Genomic DNA, 16,386 nt, shown 5'->3' with positions numbered 1-16,386 from the left:
ACGCACCGCGAGACTCTTACTAACCGTGTAATCTGGAACCTACGATGTAACGGCTCATTGCGTTACTACAGGCAACTTGATTATCAAAAAGTGAAAGAGTTAACATGTCAATCGAATCGAAGCAAGCATTGCTGCACCGAATGGTCACTCCAGAACATACTTGTCCGTGGGGAGTCAAGGCGCTCGAGTTATTAAAACAGGCGGGTTACCAAGTCGAGGACCATCAGTTGACAACCCGAGGCGAAGTAGACGCGTTTATGCAGGACGAAGGAGTCCAGACTACGCCGCAGACCTATATCGACGGGCAGCGTGTAGGCGGGTACGAGGAACTTGTCGCTTTTTTAGGCGAGAAATAAGGGCCGCCCCTGGTCGAGCAGCTCCATGCGCGTCGGTTCCTGGCCGATCTCGGCCATTCGGCCAAGGATAGCAAGTGGCCGATCTGTAAAAAGTCACAGAGTGTCGCCCCAAAGCAGACCTCCGGGCTGATGCCATTACCGATGAATTATTCGGGGCCGGTCCTGCAAAGACATTGAGAACTGCCCGGCAAATTCGACCACGTCTGCACGGGCCTCATCTTCGTGTGAGGTCGTGACAATCATCTGCCCACCTCGCCCATCGTCCCCAACGCAAGCCCAGTCAGGAGCATCCTCCCGGTCCTGCGCGCCTGCGCCGGTTGCGCAGAAAAGCTCAATGCGCCCAGCTATCAGTTCTCGCAAGAATTGATAGCCCCGCAGGCAAAGAAGCGGAAGTCGGCACGAGAATGATTCTCAGAGTACGGCAGCAGTCCAGGCTGGGGAACACTTTTTGGCCCTACCGCTACCAGCCGCCGACCGCTCTGCGGTTGCGTTGTCAGGAACGCTGATCGGCGCAGCGCTGGTATTCGGGCTTCACGTCGCCATCGGGCGCACCAGCCAGCCACGTATTGTTGTCGATAAAGCTACCGGACAGGAAATCAAGCTGCAGGCAAAGCACGATCTGTTCTTCATCCCGATCAAATTCTGGCCATACATCCTGGCGGCGCTCGGCGTACTGTTCTTCTTCCAGCATCCAGCAACGCGTTTGCGTTCATCAGTGAAGCGCTCAGTCGAACTGCTTCCTGAATTCCTCGAACTGCGCCGTCAGGGCCGCGAATTCGGTGCGCAGCTGCTGCACTTCCAGCTCCAGCTGCGCCACCCGATCGCCGCGTGAAGCCCCGCCCGGTACCACCGTGGACGTACCGTAACCCGCCTCCTCCCGAGCCAGTTCGGCCGCGCCGCCCAGCAACTGGCCATAACGCGGCTCCTTCGTGCCCGGCGCCAGCGCCAGCTTCGCCACCAGCGGCGGATATTTGTCGATCAGGAACTGCAGGCCCGCTTCCACGTCCGCCACCGATTTGAACTCGTGCATGCGGCCCGTGCGCGTGCGGATTTCGCCGGCCGTCTGGTGCCCGCGCAACATCAGCACGGTGAGGATCGCCAGCTTGTCCTGCTCCAGCGTCCATTTGATGCGCATGCGGTGCTCGTACTTCGTCACCCGCGCGCCGGCGGCGGTGACGGCATTGGCGAGGCGGCGCTCGGCCAGGCGCGCCAGCACGTCCGCCACCGTGTCCTCGGCAATCTGCATGACGGGATCGCGGCTGGAGAGCTGGTTGCAGCCGTTGGTGATCGCGTTCAGCGACAGCGGATAGTTATCCGGCGTCAGCGCCTCCTTCTCGGCCAGCACGGCCAGCACGCGGATTTCAAACGGGTCCAGTTCTTCCGTTGCCACTTCCAGTTCGCTCATCTTGTTCCTTGCTTGTTCTGCGTGTTGTTTCAATCAACCAGCCTGTTCAGACGATCCGCATCGTCGCCTGCCATGTCGAGGCCCTGGCGGTCCAGGCCACGTTCCCTGAGCAGCGCCATGATGCGGACGATTTGTTCCTCCTGCGCCGCGCTCTGGGCGATCAGTCCCTGCAGTGTCTTCGACAACGGATCGGCGCCGTTGGGCGTGACGCCATACGCGGCAAATGCCGGCGCCGCCGGCCGCCCTTCCGCCGCCTGTTGCTCGCGGCTGACGATGCGGGCCGGATTGCCCACGGCGGTGGCGCCGGCCGGCACCGGCTTGAGCAGCACGGCGTTGGAGCCGATCTTGGCATACTCGCCGACCGTAAAGGCGCCGAGCACCTTGGCGCCGGCGCCGACGATGACGCCCCGCTCCAGCGTCGGGTGGCGCTTGTGGCCGGCCGCCAGCGACGTGCCGCCCAGCGTGACGCCCTGGTAGATCGTGCAATCGTTGCCGATCACGGCAGTCTCCCCGACGACGACACCGAAACCGTGATCGATGAACACGCGCCGGCCCACCACGGCGCCGGGATGGATTTCAATCCCCGTGACGATCCGCGCCAGGTAGCTGACGTAGCGGCCCAGCCATTTCAGGCCATGCAGCCAGCACCAGTGCGCCAGCCGGTGCGCGACGATCGCGTGCAGGCCGGGGTAACACGTCAGCACCGTCCACGCGTTGCGGGCGGCGGGGTCGCGCTCGAGGATCGCGCGGATGTCGTGGCGTAGGCGGGTAAACATGGCAGTAATCTAGCATGGGACGCCCGCTTGCGGATAGGCACCTCTGCCGGCGGCATTGGCGTATCGGGGACCGGCACCGTCCTCCGGTGCAGGCCCCGCCGGCATCAGCCTTCCTTGGCCATCCGCTGGCGCCGCGCTTCGTACAGGCACACGCCGGAAGCCACGGAAACGTTCAGGCTCTCGACGGAACCGAACATCGGGATGCTGACCAGCATGTCGCACGTTTCGCGCGTCAGGCGGCGCATGCCTTCGCCTTCGGAGCCCATCACCAGCGCCGTCGGACCCGTGAAGTCGGCATCGTACAGGCCCTTCTCGCCGTCGTCGGACGTGCCGATCAGCCAGATGTCGCGGTCCTTCAGGTCGCGCAGGGTGCGCGCCAGGTTCGTCACGGTGATGTACGGGACCGTTTCGGCCGCGCCGCTGGCCACCTTGGCGGCCGTGGCGTTCAGGCCGACGGCGCGATCCTTCGGCACGATCACGGCGTGGGCGCCGACACCGTCGGCCACGCGCAGGCAGGCGCCCAGGTTGTGCGGGTCGGTGATCCCGTCCAGCACCAGCAGCAGCGGCGGGCCGTCGATGGCATCGAGCAGCTCGTCCAGGTTGCGGGCCAGCGCCAGCTGCGACGCGAACGCGATGACGCCCTGGTGGCGGCGGGTGCCGACGATCTTGTCGAGGCGGGCCGAATCGACCGGCATGACGCGCACGCCAAGCGCGCGCGCATTCGTGATCAGGTCTTTCATGCGGCGGTCGTCGCGGGCGGCGTCGACGAAGATCTCCTCCACGGAAGCGGCTTCGTGGCGCAGGCGCGAGGTGACGGCATGGAAGCCGAAAATCATTTTGTTCTTGGACATGGTGCTGTTCTACTTTACTGGATTTGCCGAACTGCGGACGAGAGCCAAACTGGACGTCCACAAGTGAAGCGCCGCGGATTACCGCGGCGCCAGACCATCATCTTACCTTATCGCTTCTTCCTGCCCTTGGCCGTGCTGCCGGGCCTGGACGAAGCGGCCGTCGCGGTCTTGCTCCGCTTGGCCGGCGCGCCCCCGCCCGAGCGCGGCTTGCGCGGTGGCGGCGCATCGGCGTTATCCGCCGGGGCCGGGTAGCGCACGGTGATCGACGGACCCGCCGCGCCCTTCTCCGGCCGGCCGCCGCCCCCGCCGCCCTTACGACCTCGGCGTGGCGCACTTTCCTCGACCGCCGGCTCATCCTCGAACTTCTGGCGGCCGCGCCCTTTCTTCGCCGGCGCCTGGCCGCCGCCCATGCCTGCCGTTTCGCTTTCCGGCAGGCGCAGGTCGATCTTGCGCGACTCCAGGTCGACACGCACCACCTGGACGTTGACGCGGTCCGTCAGCTGGTAGCGCTTGCCGGTACGCTCGCCGCGCAGTTCGTGGCGCGCTTCGTCGTACTGGAAGTAATCGGCGCCCAGGTCGGTGATGTGTACGAGGCCTTCGACGAACAGCTGGTCCAGCTGGACGAAGATGCCGAACGTCGTCACGCCGACGATGATGCCGCTGAACTCCTCGCCCAGCTTGTCCTGCATGAAGTAGCACTTCAGCCAGGCTTCGACGTCGCGCGACGCTTCGTCCGCGCGGCGTTCGTTGGCCGAGCAGTGCACGCCCAGCGCGTCCCACACGGTCAGGTCGCGCGCGCCCTTCGGTTCCTTGCCCTCGGCCTTGTCCTTGAGCTTCTGGCGCCGCGCCGCATTCGACACGGTCGTATTCAGTACGCTCTTGTCGTCCACCTTCGGCTCGTACTTCTTCCCTTGCAGGATGGCCTTGATGGCGCGGTGCGTCAGCAGGTCGGGATAGCGGCGGATCGGGCTGGTGAAGTGGGCATACGCCTCGTACGCCAGGCCGAAGTGGCCGATATTGTCCGGACTGTAGACGGCCTGCTGCATGGAGCGCAGCAGCATCGTCTGCAACAGGCTCGCATCCGGGCGCTCCTTGATCTTCTTCATCAGCTCCGCGTAGTCGCGCGCGGCCGGCGTATCGCCGCCGCCCAGCGACAGGCCCACCTGCTTAAGGAACTCGCGCACCTGCGTGAGCTTTTCCTTGGTCGGCGCAGCGTGGATGCGGTACGTGCCCGGGTGCTTGTTACGCAGCAGCAGATCGGCCGCGCAGACGTTCGCCGCCAGCATGCATTCCTCGATCAGCTTGTGCGCGTCGTTGCGCGAACGGGGCACGATCTTCTCGATCTTGCCGTTCGGGTTGCAGACGATGTACGTCTCCGTCGTCTCGAAATCGATCGCGCCCCGTTCCAGGCGCGCCTTCAGCAGCGCCTGGTAGACGGCATACAGGTCCTGCAGGTGCGGTACGATGTACGGCTTCTTCGCCGCTTCCGGCCCCTTCGTGTTGCCCAGTATCGCCGCCACTTCGGTGTACGTCATGCGCGCGGCCGAATGGATCACGGCCGGATAGAACTGGTAAGCCTTGATCTCGCCCTTGGCCGTGATGACGGCGTCGCAGACCAGCGTCAGGCGGTCGACGGCGGGGTTCAGCGAGCACAGGCCGTTGGACAGCTTCTCGGGCAGCATCGGAATCACGCGGCGCGGGAAGTAGACCGACGTGCTGCGCTCGAGCGCGTCGGCGTCCAGTGCGTCGTTCGGCTTGACGTAGTGGCTGACGTCGGCGATCGCCACGATCAGGCGGTACCCGTTGGTGCGGCCGATCTTGACGGGCTCGCAGTAGACGGCATCGTCGAAGTCGCGCGCATCCTCGCCGTCGATCGTCACCAGCGGCACGTCGCGCAGGTCGACGCGTTCGTCCAGGTCGGCGGCACGCACCACGTCCGGCAGCTTGTTGGCCTGCTTGATTGCCGCGTCGGAAAACACGTGCGGCACGCCGAACTTGCGTACGGCGATTTCGATCTCCATGCCCGGGTCGTCCATGTCGCCCAGCACTTCGACGATGCGGCCGACGGGCTGCTTGAAGCGCCCCGGCTGCTCCGTCAGTTCGACGCTGACGATCTGGCCGCTCTTGGCCTTGCCGGGCGAGCCGGCCAGCAGGATGTCCTGGCCGATGCGCTTGTCTTCCGGCGCCACGATCCACACGCCGTTATCCTTGATCAGCCGTCCGATGATATGGGTGTTGCCACGTTCGACCACTTCGACGATCGTGCCCTCGGGGCGGCCGCGCCGGTCGAAGCCCACCACTTTCGCCAGCACCTTGTCGCCGTGCAGGACCTTCTGCATCTCGCGCTCGGTCAGGAACAGGTCGTCGCCCGGTTCGTCGGGAATGACGAAGCCGAAACCGTCACGGTGCGCGCTGACCCGCCCGGCCACGAAGCCGGAATGATCCGCCAGCACGTAGAAGCCGCCGCTGTCCGAGCGGATCTGGCCATCGCGTTCCATCGCGGCCAGGCGCCGTGTCAACACCGCGTGCGATTCGGCGGGGACCTCGAGCGACATGGCAAGCGTGCGCAGGTCGAGCGGCGCATTGGCGCTGCGGAAGAGTGCGAGGATGTCCTCGCGGCTTGGGATGGTATGGGTAGTCTGGTTCAAAACTATATCTTTGATCTTATTGTGAGTTCGTGAATAAAGGCAGTCGTAGTGTACCGGAGGTCCGACGGTTTGCCTAACAGCGCGCAATCGGACACCCGGGGCGGGACGCATGTGTGGACCACTGCATGCGCATTGCGCCGGTCGGGCACGTTTCCGAAAGCCTTTGACATTCAAAAATATTGCTCTATAATCTCGGCTCTCGCAGCAATGCGGGAGTGCAGAACAGAGCGGATGTGCAGTGTGGAATGAAAGTTCATCTGGCGCAAAACTCTCCAAGGCACTATAATAGCAGAAGCAACAAGTTTGCAAGTCGAGCTTGTGGTGTAGGCTGAAGAAGCACGCAGTGCCCACGTGGCGGAATTGGTAGACGCGCATGGTTCAGGTCCATGTGCCGCGAGGTGTGGGGGTTCGAGTCCCTCCGTGGGCACCACTCTACCGTATCAACAATGCAGCCGGATGTTCGGCAGCATGGCGCAAGACGCCGCGACTGCATCGCAGGCGGCGTTTTTGTTTGGTGGAAGCAGTAGCAGCAGAAACGTTGTAGCAGCAACAGCAGTATCAGTGCCCACGTGGCGGAATTGGTAGACGCGCATGGTTCAGGTCCATGTGCCGCAAGGTGTGGGGGTTCGAGTCCCTCCGTGGGCACCACTCTACCGGATTAGCGATTCGTCGCAGCAGACGCCGCAAACTTGAAAAAGTTTGCGGCGTTTTTGTATTTGGCCACCAGCGCATCCGGGACCGAAGCACCCGCAGATATCTGCCGAGCGCCGTGCGATCCGCCGCATCCGGCTCCGGGCGTCGGCTTCCTTGACAGTCCCGTCCGCCAAAAAACCGCATGCGGTTGCAATCGCCCTGCAACTCAGCCGCCGTGCACGCTTTTTGCGTACCGCCTGCCCGTAGCCACTTTACGGGAGTCCGACATGAAGACCTTGCTCACCGCCATCACATTGGCGGCCGCGGCCGCAACCGGCAGCGCCGTTGCCGCGCCGACGTTCAACTTTTCGTTCATTTCCGGTACCTCGATACAGGCCCGGCAGGGCTTTATCGACGCGGCCGCGCGCTGGTCGAGCCTGCTGGACGACAATGTGACGATTAACCTGACAGTGGACTTCAATCCACTCGATCCCGGGATCCTGGGCCAGGCCCGGTCGGCCCAGCAGCTGTACAGCTACAGTGCCTTCCGCAGCGCGCTGGCGGCGGACATCACGTCCGGCTACGACACCACCGCCGTGGCCAGCCTCGCGCCCGGCAGCAGTTTCGGCATGCTGCTCAATCGCACGGCCAACAGCCCGAATGGGTACGGCAGCCCCCTACCCTACGTGGACAACGACGGCGACGCCAACAACGCCAACATCCGCATCGCCACCGCCGAAGCAAAGGCATTGGGGCTGGCCCCGGCGGCGCAGTCGCTGCCGGACTGTATCGGGCAATGCGACGGCTTCATCCAGTTCAGCAGCCACTATACGTTCGACTTCAACCCGCACGACGGCATCAACGCGGACGCTTTCGACTTCGTCGGCGTGGCCGCCCACGAGATCGGCCATACGCTGGGTTTCATCAGCGGCGCCGACGTCCTGGATTTCAACTCGGATGCGCCCGACTTCTTCAACGACGACGAGTTCACCTACGTTTCCGGGCTCGACATGTTCCGCTACTCCGACGCCAGCCGCGCCGCCGGCGTGATCGACTGGACGGCGGACGAGCGCGAAAAAACCTTCTCGCCCGACGGCGGCGCTACGCCGGGGGCGCCGCTCTCCACCGGCATGCTGCATGGCGACGGCCGCCAGGCGAGCCACTGGAAGGACGATCTGTTCATCGGGCTGATGGACCCCACCGCCGGCATGGGCGAGCTGCTGCACATTTCGCGGAACGACCTGCTGGCGATGGACGTCATCGGCTGGAACGTCCCGGCCATTCCGGAGCCCTCCTCGGCCGCCATGCTGGGCGCCGGAATGCTGCTGCTGGGGCGACGCGCAATCGGACGGCGCACAATCTTTCGTAAAGGCACAAAATGACCATTGACCGATCCGGTTCGGTACTTTAAGATGCGTGCCTTCTGTTGCTGAACACCGCAACGGAGCAAGGCAGGAAGCAGAGAAAAGCAGGCCCACGTGGCGGAATTGGTAGACGCGCATGGTTCAGGTCCATGTGCCGCAAGGTGTGGGGGTTCGAGTCCCTCCGTGGGCACCAAGTCTGTTTTTCGATGCAAGAGCTTTGTCAAAGAAGTGCCAGTGCCCACGTGGCGGAATTGGTAGACGCGCATGGTTCAGGTCCATGTGCCGCAAGGTGTGGGGGTTCGAGTCCCTCCGTGGGCACCACTCTACCGGATACGCTGAAGAACGCCGCCGACTGTCAAAGGTCGGCGGCGTTTTTCTTTGGCCTTCAATGTGCGTGCGCGGTCAACCGCGTCGCGGCCCATGCATCCCTTGGTCTACACTGCTGCCATCGGCATCGACCCCGGCAGCCATGACGCAACTGAACCTTCCCGACACGCTGCATACCATCCTGATTGTCACCGGCGGCGAGCATGCCGCGCTGGTACAGACCTTGTCGCGCCTCGACTTCCGGGTCGATGTCGTCAACCGCGGCGACGCGGCGCTGGCCGCCATCGCCGCGGACGGCGTGGCGATGGTGCTGCTTGATGTCGCACTGGCGGGCAGCGCGCGGCTGGAACTGTGCCAGCGTCTCGTGCACGGCGTGGCCGGACGCGAGCTGCCGGTGCTGGCCATGTCGTCGGCGCCATCGGACGAGGAACGCGAACGTGCCCTCCTCGCCGGCGCCGTCGGCTATATCCGGCTGCCCTGCGCGGCCGAGGACATCGTCGAAAAAATCCAGATCGAACTGACGGTACGTCACGCGTGGCCGGACACGCCCGGCCAGGACGGGCCCGACATGCGCGCGCTCGCGGTCAACTATCACACGCTGCTGGCAGGCTCGCCGGACGCGATCATGCTGTTCGACGCGGCGCGCGGCACGCCGGTCGACGTCAACCGCAACGCCGAGCGCATGTTCGGCCGTTCCAGTGCGGAACTGATGCGGCTGCGCCTGGCCGACCTGTGCCCGCCGCACCAGCCGGACGGCGTGCCGTCGCAGGATGCCATCGACGCGCTGCTGCACAAGGTGCTGGGCGGCGAGGTGCGCGTGCACCCGATGACCTTCCGGCACAGCAGCGGGCGCGTCGTCGACTGCGAGATCCGCGCCGTGATGCTCGAGCAGGACGGCATGCGGCTGCTGCACATGCGGCTGGTGGACGTCACCGGCCAGCGGCTGGCCGAGGCGCTGCGCACCGGCCAGAACGCGCTGCTGGAACTGGTCGCACGCGGCGCCCCGTTGCGTGAGATTCTGGACCGCTTGCTGCGGCTGGTGGAGGGGCAGGCGCCCGGCCTGGTCTGCACCGTGCTGCTGCTGGACGAAGATGGCCGCACCATACGGGCCGGCGCGGCACCGAGCCTGCCGCCGTCCTACCTGACGGCGCTGGACGGCCTGGCCATCGGTCCGCGCGTGGGGTCGTGCGGCACCGCCATGTTCCGCCGCGAGCCGGTGATCGTGGCCGACATCGCCCGCGACCCGTTGTGGGAAGGCTATCGCGACCTGGCCAACCAGCATGGCGTGCGGGCCTGCTGGGCGGTGCCGATCTTCGGCGACGCGGCCACGGTGCTGGGCTCGTTCGCGATCTACTACCGCGACCGGCGCCTGCCGCGCGCGGAGGACGAACACCTGATTCGCGTGGCCGTCCACCTGGCCGGCATCGCCATCGAACGCACGCGGCGCGAAGCGGAACTGGCACGCCACCGCGATCACCTGGAAGAACTGGTGGCGGCCCGCACGACGGAGCTGCAACGGGCCAAGGAAGTGGCCGAGCAGGCCAGCGCCAGCCTGGCGCAGGCTCTCGACAACCTGCGCCTGACGCAGGACGAACTGGTACGACGCGACAAGCTGGCGGCGCTGGGCGCGCTGGTGGCCGGTGTCGCCCACGAACTGAATACGCCGATCGGCAACAGCCTGACGGTGGCCACGACGATGAGCGAACACCTAGCGGCGCTGCGCAGCCGGTTGCACGCCGGACTGCACCGCTCGGACCTGGAACAGTACCTGGAGCAGGCGGACGAGGCGGACGGCGTCGTCATCCGCAACCTGACGCGGGCCGCGCGCCTGATCGCCGGCTTCAAGCAGGTGGCCGTCGACACGGCCAGTTCGCAGCGGCGCAGCTTCCGTCTCGACGAATTCATCGCCGAACTGGTGCTGCCCCTGCAGGCATCGACGCCGCCGCCGCGGCCCCGCGTGCTGCAGGAAATCGCTCCGGCGCTGGAGATGGACAGCTATCCCGGTCCTCTGGGACAGGCTGTCTCCGCGCTGTTCGAGAATGCCGTAACCCACGGGCTGCACGGCCTGTCCGGCCGCGACAACGGCACCATCACCATTGCGGCGCGGGCCGTGGACGCGGCGACGATCGCGCTGTCCGTGCGAGACGATGGCGCCGGCATCGCGCCCGAGCACCTGGCGCGCGTGTATGATCCCTTCTTCACGACCCGCCCCGGCGGCGGCGCCGGCTCCGCGGCCGGCCCCGGCCTTGGTCTCGGCCTGGGTCTGGGCCTGCACCTGACGCACAATATCGTGACAGGCGTGCTGGGCGGCCGCATCGCGTTGCAGAGCGAGCCGGGCCGTGGCACCACCTTTACGCTGACCCTTCCTGCCGTCGCACCATGAGCCTGTATCGCCTGTACCGCCTGTCCCGCCGCCTGTCCGTCTGCGTCGCCACCCTGCTCTGCGGCGCCGCGCTTGCCGCGCCTGCACCCTGGTGGCTGTGGGAGAGCGTCACGAGCGGCAACAAGGTATGCGCGCAGACGCCTCTGGGTCCGGGCTGGCGCAAATTGCTGGGCCCTTATCGGGACGCCCGTTGCGAGAAACCCTTCCGTACCAGATAATGGGGCGACAATAACAATTTTGCAGCAAGCCACAGCAAGCCCATGGCGAGCCCATAGCGAGCCGGTATGATGGATTGCGCCCATTCGTTGCACTTTTTGGAGGAAGACACATGTTTCAGAATCCAGAGCAGTTTGCCCAGGCCACCAAAGCCCTGTTCGAGTTCCAGCTCGAGACGTTCAACACGCTGACGAGCAAGGCGGTCCAGGGCCTCGAGCAGGTCGTCCAGCTGAACATGAGCACCGCCAGGACGGGCATCGAGAACTCCCTCGCCGCCGGCCGCGACGCCAGCCAGGCGGCCGACCCGAAAGCGGCCATGGCGGCCGCCAGCGCCAAGATGCACAACCTGACGAACCTGGTCGGCTACAACCAGCAGCTGAGCCAGATCATCGCCGACATCCACAACGAATTCACCCGCGCGGCCGATGCCCACCTGGCCGAGGCCAAGAGCAACCTGTCGGCGCTGATCTACGACGTGACGAAAAACGTCCGCCCCGGTTCCGAAAACGCGGTGGAGATCGTCAAGGCGGCGATCGACAATGCCTTCAAGGGCTATGAGCAGGTCACGACGGCCACGCGCCAGGCGGTGGCCGCGTTCGAAGAGCAGCTGGCACAGGCCGCCACGCTGGCGGACCGCCAGGCCGCCGCCAACGCGGAGCAGAACAAGTCCTGACGGAAAAAACGCTGGGCAAGCGGGGGTGGAAGGGATAAACTGTATAAAGATACAGTTCTTTGACGTGGCGTATTGACTTGACGTACAGTCGTCCCTCCTCCTGCAGTCCCGATGAAACCCGTACTGGAAAACCCGCTCTACTACCTCGACAACTTCCACCAGGTGCTGGCGTGGATCGGCGAACGCTACGGCGATCTGGTGGATGCCGACGAGCGCTCGTTCATCGAGGTCTTTCCCACCTTGCCGCAGAATGCCCGCGCACTGTTCGTGCGCATGGTCATGCGCAAGGGTTGCCTGTTCCGTGCCAGCAAGCTGGCCTACGACGAAATCGGCTGCGCCCGCGCCGCCGCCGCTCCGCTGGCGCAGCTGGGCTGGATCGCGGCCGACCCGCACCTCACGCTGGACGAACTGTTCGACCTGCTGCAAAAGACCGAGCTGTGCCACGTGTTCCGCCTGGAAGGTGCCGCGCGCGCCGCGCGCAAGGCCGACCAGCTGGAAGCGCTGCGGCCCCATCATCCCGAGCCGCAACCGTTTTCCACATGGTGGCAGGACTGTGACGACGCGCTCTACCGCGTGGCGGCCAAGCCGCTGTGCGATCGCCTGCGGCTGATCTTCTTCGGCAATTACCATCAGGACTGGACGGAGTTCGTGCTGTCCGACCTGGGCGTCTACCGTTTCGAAAAAGTCGACTTTGGGCCATCGGCACGGGCCTTCCGCACGCGCCGCGACATCGACGAATACCTGCTGCTGCATCGGTGCCGCGAACGCTTCGGCGCGGGCGAAGATCCGCTGGCGGTGCTGGCGGACGTGCCGCCGGCCAGCGTCGACAACGAATGGCTGCGCGGGCGCCGCCACAAGCTGCTGTTCCAGATGGGCCAGCATCTGGAAAAGCTGCGCGACTGGCCGGGCGCCCTGGCCGTGTACGCCGACTGCGCATGGCCCGGCGCGCGCGCCCGCACGATCCGCGTGCTGGAAAAGGACGAGCAATATGGCCCCGCGTGGGATCTGCTGGCGCGGGCCCAGGCGAAGCCCGAAAGCGAGGCGGAACGCCAGCACGTGCTGCGCATCGCGCCGCGGCTGGCGCGCCGCCTCGGCCATCCCGGCGGCGCGGCGCGCCGGCGCACGGCCGTCGACCGGCTCGACCTGTGCCTGCCGATGCCGGCGCAGGACCGGTGGGTCGAAGGTGTCGTGCGCGACCACCTGACGCACGAGGAAAGCCCCGTGTTCTATGTCGAGAACACGCTGATCAACTCCCTGTTCGGCCTGTTGTGCTGGGAGGCCATCTTCGCCGCGGTGCCGGGTGCATTCTTCCACCCGTTCCACCACGGCCCGGCGGACCTGCACAGTGCCGACTTCCAGCACCGCCGCACCGAACGCTTCGCCGCCTGCTTCGCCAGGCTGGATGACGGCAGCTACCGTGACGTCATCCGCGCCAACCGCGTCGCCAAGGACGGCATCTCGTCGCCGTTCGTTTATTGGGGCGGCCTGGACGACGCACTGCTGGAACTGGCGCTGGACTGCATCCCGCCGCAGCACCTGAAGGTCTCGTTCCAGCGCATCCTGGCGGACGTCAAGGAAAACCGCACGGGCTTTCCCGACCTGATCCGCTTCTGGCCCGCCGAGCGGCGCTACCAGATGATCGAAGTAAAAGGACCGGGCGACCGGCTGCAGGACAACCAGCTGCGCTGGATCGACTACTGCGCGCAGCACCGCATGCCTGTGACCGTCTGCTATCTGCAGTGGCAGGCATGACGGCCTACACCGTCGCGGTCAGGGCGCTGTGCGAGTTCACGGCCAAGACAGGCGACCTGGATCTGCGCTTCACGCCGTCGCCGACGGCGCAGGAGGGCATCGCCGGCCACGCCGTCGTCAGCGCCCGCCGTGACGACGACTACGAACGCGAGATCGCCCTCTCCGGCGATTGGGGAAAACTGCACGTGCGCGGCCGCGCCGATGGCTACGACCCGAAGCGCAACCAGCTGGAAGAAGTCAAAACTTACCGGGGCGAGCTGGCGCGCATGCCGGCGAACCACCGCGCCCTGCATTGGGCGCAGCTGAAGGTGTACGGCCACCTGCTGTGCGCCGCGCGCGCCCTGGCTTCGGTTCGGCTGGCACTGGTCTACTACGATATCGCCAGCCAGAAGGAAACGCAGCTGGTCGAGGAACACGACAGCGCCGCGCTGCGGGCGGTGTTCGAGGCGCAGTGCGCCGCGTTTGTCGCGTGGGCCGAACAGGAACTGGCGCACCGCGCCGCGCGCGACGGGCAGCTGGCGGCGCTGCGCTTCCCGCACCCCGACTTCCGGCCGGGCCAGCGCGAACTGGCCGAAGCGATGTTCAAGGCGAGCAGCCGCTCCTGCGCATTGCTGGCGCAGGCGCCGACGGGCATCGGCAAGAGCATCGGCAGCCTGTTCCCGCTGCTCAAGGCGGCGCCGCAGCATGGACTGGACAAGATCTTCTTCCTGGCCGCCAAGACGTCGGGGCGCCAGATGGCGCTCGACGCCGTCGCCACGATTCGCGCCAGCGCCCCGCTGCTGCCCCTGCGCACGCTGGAGCTGACGGCGAAAAGCCGCGCCTGCGAATTTCCCGACAACGCGTGTCACGGCGACGCCTGCCCGCTGGCACGGGGTTTCTACGACCGCCTGCCGGCCGCGCGCGCCGCAGCATTGCAGCTGCCGATGCTGGACCGCGCGTCGGTGCGCACGGCGGCGCTGGATCACGAGGTCTGTCCGTACTACCTGCAAAGCGAACTGGCACGCTGGGCCGACGTCATCGTCGGCGACTACAACTACTATTTCGACTTCACGGCGCTGCTGCATGCACTGACGGTGCAAAACGACTGGCAGGTCGGCGTGCTGGTGGACGAGGCGCACAATATGGTCTCGCGGGCGCGCAGCATGTATTCGGCAGAACTGGCACACGGGACGTTGCGCGTGCTGCGCAAGACCGCGCCCGCCGCGCTCACAAAAGCGCTGGACCGCGTGCACCGCCAGTGGCTGGCGCTGGAAAAAGACCAGACAGCCGAATACCGCAGTCATGCCGGGCTGCCGGAAAAGTTCATGAACGCGCTGCAGGCGGCAACCACGGCGATCGGCGACTACATGGGCGAAAACCCCGCGTGGTTCGATGCGGACGTGCTGGACTTCTACTTCCACGGCCTGCACTTCGCCCGGCTGGCGGAAAGCTTCGGCGACCATTCGCTGTTCGACGTCACGTTGACGACCACGCGTGCGGGCAAGAGCGACTCGACGCTGTGCCTGCGTAACATCGTGCCGGCGCCGTTCCTGCAGCCGCGCTTCGCGCAGGCCCGCTCGGTGGCCCTGTTCTCGGCCACCCTGAGTCCGTGGAACTACTATGCCGACACGCTCGGCATGCCGCCCGGGACGGCGTGGGTCGACGTGAATTCGCCATTCGTGGCCGACCAGCTGGCCGTGCACGTGGCCGGCCACATCTCCACCCGCTACCAGCACCGCGACCGTTCGCTGGCACCGATCGCCGCGCTGATGGGCGAGCAGTACGAGCGCCAGCCGGGCAACTACCTGGCCTTCTTCAGCAGCTTCGACTACATGGAAAAGGCGGCCGACCTGTTCGCCTCGACCTGTCCGCACGTCACGGTGTGGCGCCAGTCGCGCCGGATGGACGAAGACGCCCGCAGTGCGTTCCTGCAGCGCTTTACGCTCGAGAGCAGCGGCATCGGTTTCGCCGTGCTGGGCGGCGCGTTCGGCGAAGGCATCGACCTGCCGGGCGCGCGCCTGATCGGTGCGTTCATCGCCACCCTCGGGCTGCCGCAACTTAATCCCGTCAACGAGGAAATCCGGCGGCGCATGGACGCCATCTTCGGCGCCGGCTACGACTACACGTACCTGTACCCCGGCCTCCAGAAAGTCGTGCAGGCCGCCGGACGCGTGATCCGCACGACGACGGACCGGGGCACCGTGCACCTGATCGACGACCGCTTCGGACGGCCCGACATCCAGGCGTTGCTGCCCGCATGGTGGCGCATCGGCGCGGCGCCGCGGCCCGGCTAACCCATTGCAGCCCGCAGCTTCTGGTAGCCGCTGCGGCTGACGGGCACCCTGCTGCCGTCCTTCAGCACGGCCACGTGGCTGTCGCGGGTGGCCTGCTCGATGCGGCTGACGGCTTCGATGTTTACCAGCCAGGAGCGGTGGATGCGCAGGAAGCGCTGCGGATCGAGCTGGCTTTCCAGTTCCGACAGCGGCTGGTTCTTCAGGTAGGCGCGGCCCTCGGCGCGGATCTCCACGTAATCGTCCTGCGCCTGCACGCAGTCGATGCGCCCGCAGGCGATCACGTGAACATTCGCGCCATCGCGGATCAGCACGCGCTCGACCGCTCGCTCGCGCAGCGCCGCCGCGCGGCCCAGGCTTTCCAGTGCAGCAGCCGGCGCAGCGGTGCGTGCATTGTCCAGCGCCCGGGCGAAACGCTGCTGGCTGAAGGGTTTGAGCAGATAGTCCAGCGCGCGCACCTCGAAAGCGCGGATGGCAAAGTTGTCGAACGCGGTGGCAAAGATGAAACGCGGGCCGTTGCGCGCACCCACCAGCTCCAGCACTTCGAAGCCATCGAGCCTGGGCATCTGGATATCCAGGATGACCAGGTCGGGCGCCAGTTCGGCGATCGCCTTGACGGCCTCGAAGCCATTGCCGCATTCGGCCACGATTTTTACGTCGGCATGCGCCGCCAGGTATTCGCGCACGATGCCGCGCGCCAGCGGTTCGTCGTCGACAATGATCGTCTTCATG

Annotated in this window: 14 protein-coding genes and 4 tRNA genes; 11 read left to right on the top strand and 7 right to left on the bottom strand. The window is 65.9% G+C overall.

Features of this window, described 5'->3' with window-relative positions:
* Nucleotides 1-104: 104 nt before the first annotated feature.
* Nucleotides 105-356, top strand: coding sequence for a glutaredoxin family protein (locus E1742_RS25915; RefSeq protein WP_206076714.1), 252 nt, complete (start codon nt 105-107; stop codon nt 354-356).
* Between the two features lie 135 nt (nt 357-491).
* Here the strand turns inward: E1742_RS25915 and E1742_RS27510 are convergent, their stop codons facing one another.
* The 6 genes from E1742_RS27510 to rnr form a co-directional block, all read right to left on the bottom strand.
* Nucleotides 492-716 (bottom strand): DUF7684 family protein, encoded by a 225-nt coding sequence (locus E1742_RS27510; protein ID WP_503826304.1) that lies wholly within the window; start codon nt 714-716, stop codon nt 492-494.
* Nucleotides 717-849: 133 nt separating this feature from the next.
* Nucleotides 850-1,047 (bottom strand): hypothetical protein, encoded by a 198-nt coding sequence (locus tag E1742_RS25910; protein WP_134387874.1) that lies wholly within the window; start codon nt 1,045-1,047, stop codon nt 850-852.
* 33 nt (nt 1,048-1,080) lie between these two features.
* Nucleotides 1,081-1,761 carry a YceH family protein gene (locus E1742_RS25905; protein WP_134387873.1) on the bottom strand — a complete coding sequence of 227 codons (681 nt, stop codon included), beginning with the start codon at nt 1,759-1,761 and terminating at the stop codon, nt 1,081-1,083.
* A gap of 29 nt (nt 1,762-1,790) precedes the next feature.
* Nucleotides 1,791-2,537 carry a serine O-acetyltransferase gene (gene cysE, locus E1742_RS25900; protein WP_134387872.1) on the bottom strand — a complete coding sequence of 249 codons (747 nt, stop codon included), beginning with the start codon at nt 2,535-2,537 and terminating at the stop codon, nt 1,791-1,793.
* Nucleotides 2,538-2,641: 104 nt separating this feature from the next.
* Complete coding sequence (gene rlmB, locus E1742_RS25895; RefSeq protein WP_134387871.1) at nt 2,642-3,388, bottom strand: 23S rRNA (guanosine(2251)-2'-O)-methyltransferase RlmB; 747 nt, start codon at nt 3,386-3,388, stop codon at nt 2,642-2,644.
* Nucleotides 3,389-3,495: 107 nt separating this feature from the next.
* Nucleotides 3,496-6,036, bottom strand: coding sequence for a ribonuclease R (gene rnr, locus E1742_RS25890; protein ID WP_134387870.1), 2,541 nt, complete (start codon nt 6,034-6,036; stop codon nt 3,496-3,498).
* A gap of 345 nt (nt 6,037-6,381) precedes the next feature.
* On the opposite strand from rnr, the gene E1742_RS25885 reads away from it, so the two are divergent.
* The 10 genes from E1742_RS25885 (at nt 6,382) to E1742_RS25840 (ending at nt 15,657) form a co-directional block, all read left to right on the top strand.
* Nucleotides 6,382-6,466: transfer RNA gene (locus tag E1742_RS25885), tRNA-Leu, on the top strand.
* A 133-nt stretch (nt 6,467-6,599) separates the two neighbouring features.
* Nucleotides 6,600-6,684: transfer RNA gene (locus E1742_RS25880), tRNA-Leu, on the top strand.
* A gap of 272 nt (nt 6,685-6,956) precedes the next feature.
* Nucleotides 6,957-8,051, top strand: a complete 1,095-nt coding sequence (locus E1742_RS25875; protein ID WP_134387869.1) for an NF038122 family metalloprotease — start codon at nt 6,957-6,959, stop codon at nt 8,049-8,051.
* Between the two features lie 90 nt (nt 8,052-8,141).
* Nucleotides 8,142-8,226: transfer RNA gene (locus E1742_RS25870), tRNA-Leu, on the top strand.
* 43 nt (nt 8,227-8,269) lie between these two features.
* Nucleotides 8,270-8,354, top strand: a tRNA-Leu gene (locus tag E1742_RS25865).
* A 148-nt stretch (nt 8,355-8,502) separates the two neighbouring features.
* Nucleotides 8,503-10,743: an ATP-binding protein gene (locus E1742_RS25860; RefSeq protein ID WP_134387868.1), complete on the top strand. Its 2,241-nt coding sequence runs from the start codon at nt 8,503-8,505 to the stop codon at nt 10,741-10,743.
* Entirely contained in the window at nt 10,740-10,961 is a 222-nt protein-coding gene (locus E1742_RS25855; protein ID WP_206076713.1) for a hypothetical protein, read from the top strand. The genes E1742_RS25860 and E1742_RS25855 overlap by 4 nt, the downstream gene beginning before the upstream one ends.
* Nucleotides 10,962-11,071: 110 nt before the next feature.
* A complete protein-coding gene (gene phaP, locus E1742_RS25850; RefSeq protein WP_134387867.1) occupies nt 11,072-11,632 on the top strand; it encodes a TIGR01841 family phasin in 561 nt (186 codons plus the stop codon).
* Nucleotides 11,633-11,743: 111 nt separating this feature from the next.
* Complete coding sequence (locus E1742_RS25845) at nt 11,744-13,384, top strand: VRR-NUC domain-containing protein (RefSeq protein WP_134387866.1); 1,641 nt, start codon at nt 11,744-11,746, stop codon at nt 13,382-13,384.
* Nucleotides 13,381-15,657, top strand: a complete 2,277-nt coding sequence (locus E1742_RS25840; protein WP_134387865.1) for a helicase C-terminal domain-containing protein — start codon at nt 13,381-13,383, stop codon at nt 15,655-15,657. Before E1742_RS25845 ends, E1742_RS25840 begins: the two co-directional genes overlap by 4 nt.
* Here E1742_RS25840 and E1742_RS25835 read toward each other — a convergent pair.
* Nucleotides 15,654-16,385 carry a LytR/AlgR family response regulator transcription factor gene (locus E1742_RS25835; RefSeq protein ID WP_134387864.1) on the bottom strand — a complete coding sequence of 244 codons (732 nt, stop codon included), beginning with the start codon at nt 16,383-16,385 and terminating at the stop codon, nt 15,654-15,656. The genes E1742_RS25840 and E1742_RS25835 overlap by 4 nt on opposite strands.
* Between the last annotated feature and the right edge of the window lies 1 nt (nt 16,386).

It is taken from the genome of Pseudoduganella plicata, assembly GCF_004421005.1.
Lineage (GTDB): Bacteria > Pseudomonadota > Gammaproteobacteria > Burkholderiales > Burkholderiaceae_D > Rugamonas > Rugamonas plicata.
The sequence above is the reverse complement of the archived record's forward strand: the minus strand, read 5'-3'. Positions and strand labels throughout refer to the sequence as shown.

Excerpts from the sequence above, each read along its gene's own strand:
- phaP (WP_134387867.1), top strand. The coding sequence starts at position 11,072 with ATGTTTCAGAATCCAGAGCAGTTTGCCCAGGCCACCAAAGCCCTGTTC.
- E1742_RS25875 (WP_134387869.1), top strand. The coding sequence starts at position 6,957 with ATGAAGACCTTGCTCACCGCCATCACATTGGCGGCCGCGGCCGCAACC.
- E1742_RS25910 (WP_134387874.1), bottom strand. The coding sequence starts at position 1,047 with ATGCTGGAAGAAGAACAGTACGCCGAGCGCCGCCAGGATGTATGGCCA.
- rlmB (WP_134387871.1), bottom strand. The coding sequence starts at position 3,388 with ATGTCCAAGAACAAAATGATTTTCGGCTTCCATGCCGTCACCTCGCGC.
- E1742_RS25845 (WP_134387866.1), top strand. The coding sequence starts at position 11,744 with ATGAAACCCGTACTGGAAAACCCGCTCTACTACCTCGACAACTTCCAC.
- cysE (WP_134387872.1), bottom strand. The coding sequence starts at position 2,537 with ATGTTTACCCGCCTACGCCACGACATCCGCGCGATCCTCGAGCGCGAC.
- E1742_RS25840 (WP_134387865.1), top strand. The coding sequence starts at position 13,381 with ATGACGGCCTACACCGTCGCGGTCAGGGCGCTGTGCGAGTTCACGGCC.
- E1742_RS25915 (WP_206076714.1), top strand. The coding sequence starts at position 105 with ATGTCAATCGAATCGAAGCAAGCATTGCTGCACCGAATGGTCACTCCA.
- E1742_RS25855 (WP_206076713.1), top strand. The coding sequence starts at position 10,740 with ATGAGCCTGTATCGCCTGTACCGCCTGTCCCGCCGCCTGTCCGTCTGC.
- E1742_RS25835 (WP_134387864.1), bottom strand. The coding sequence starts at position 16,385 with ATGAAGACGATCATTGTCGACGACGAACCGCTGGCGCGCGGCATCGTG.
- E1742_RS25860 (WP_134387868.1), top strand. The coding sequence starts at position 8,503 with ATGACGCAACTGAACCTTCCCGACACGCTGCATACCATCCTGATTGTC.
- E1742_RS25905 (WP_134387873.1), bottom strand. The coding sequence starts at position 1,761 with ATGAGCGAACTGGAAGTGGCAACGGAAGAACTGGACCCGTTTGAAATC.